We start from the raw sequence: 1104 nt of genomic DNA, 5'->3' as shown, positions 1-1104 counted from the left end.
ACCATCCCAACCCCCCCCCCGCCGGGACCCACCCGTCCCCCCCCCCCCCCCGCCCCGGCCCCCAAAAAAACCCCCCCCCGGGGGGGGCCCCCCCCCCCCCCCCCCCGCCGACCCAAACGGTCCCGTCCACTCTCGGGGCATCCGCCTGAAAGTCCCCCTGCTGCCGTTCGTCTGCCTGTCTATCGCCCTATCGGCAAGATCCATAGACGGATCCGGCCCCATTAGGTTTGATCCGTAGGCGCGTTCTCCGCTGAAACGGGTCCTTGCGACCAGCCGTTTCCTGCCCGCGTCCCACCAATACAGACCAAGATCGGTTTGCGGTTGTGCGTCGATGTACGGGGCTGTTGATGTCAGGTGTTGATGTCAGCGAAGCGCCCTGTCCACTCGGACAGGGCGCTCCCTGAGTCAGGGGCTCAAACCTCCCCGTCACCAACCCTTGATGATCAACATCATCGCGAACAAGGCGGGTAAGACGGCGGACGAAGCCTGCGACTGCAACCACGTAAGCACTGTGGTGAACGCCGCCATAGCTTCAAGCTCCCCATGGGAGCGGGGCCCCTGAGGAATAGTAGGTACTGACACGCAGTCACTCCCTGGGTTCTGCACGGGGCGTGGTTGCCCCTCTGCAGCAACTCTGGCTCCCGTCCGGGGTGTTGCCGCTACTGGAACACGTTGCCAACTATTGGCAACACTCGACCGCCTTGGAGATCAGCCGTGACGGAAGGCCCCTTCGCACTACGGCCGCTCGGAGAAGACGTCCCCGAGGATGCGGCTCGACTAGCAGAGATACTGCGCGAGGTCTTTGCTGCTCTCAATATTTCGGTGCGCCGATACGCTTCACGCACTCATCGAAACGCAGGCGCGGTATCCCGCTACCTCAATGGGACAAGAGTCCCGCCATGGGATTTTATTTCGGAGCTCTTCATCGAGGTCACCAAGACCAGGAAGAGGCCACTACAGCAAGAAGTAGTCGAGCACATCAAGAGGTCCCACCGTAAGGCCCTGGAATCTAAGGGCTGTCCCGTAAATGATCTATGGAGTGCTGGTCGACCAGTCCGTTCTTCGTTACCCGGCCAGGGCGAGGTTGTGCAGGTGGGCGATGCC

The sequence above is a fragment of the Streptomyces sp. NPDC001634 genome (genome assembly GCF_040298185.1).
Lineage (GTDB): Bacteria > Actinomycetota > Actinomycetes > Streptomycetales > Streptomycetaceae > Streptomyces.
Note: the sequence above shows the minus strand (reverse complement) of the source record.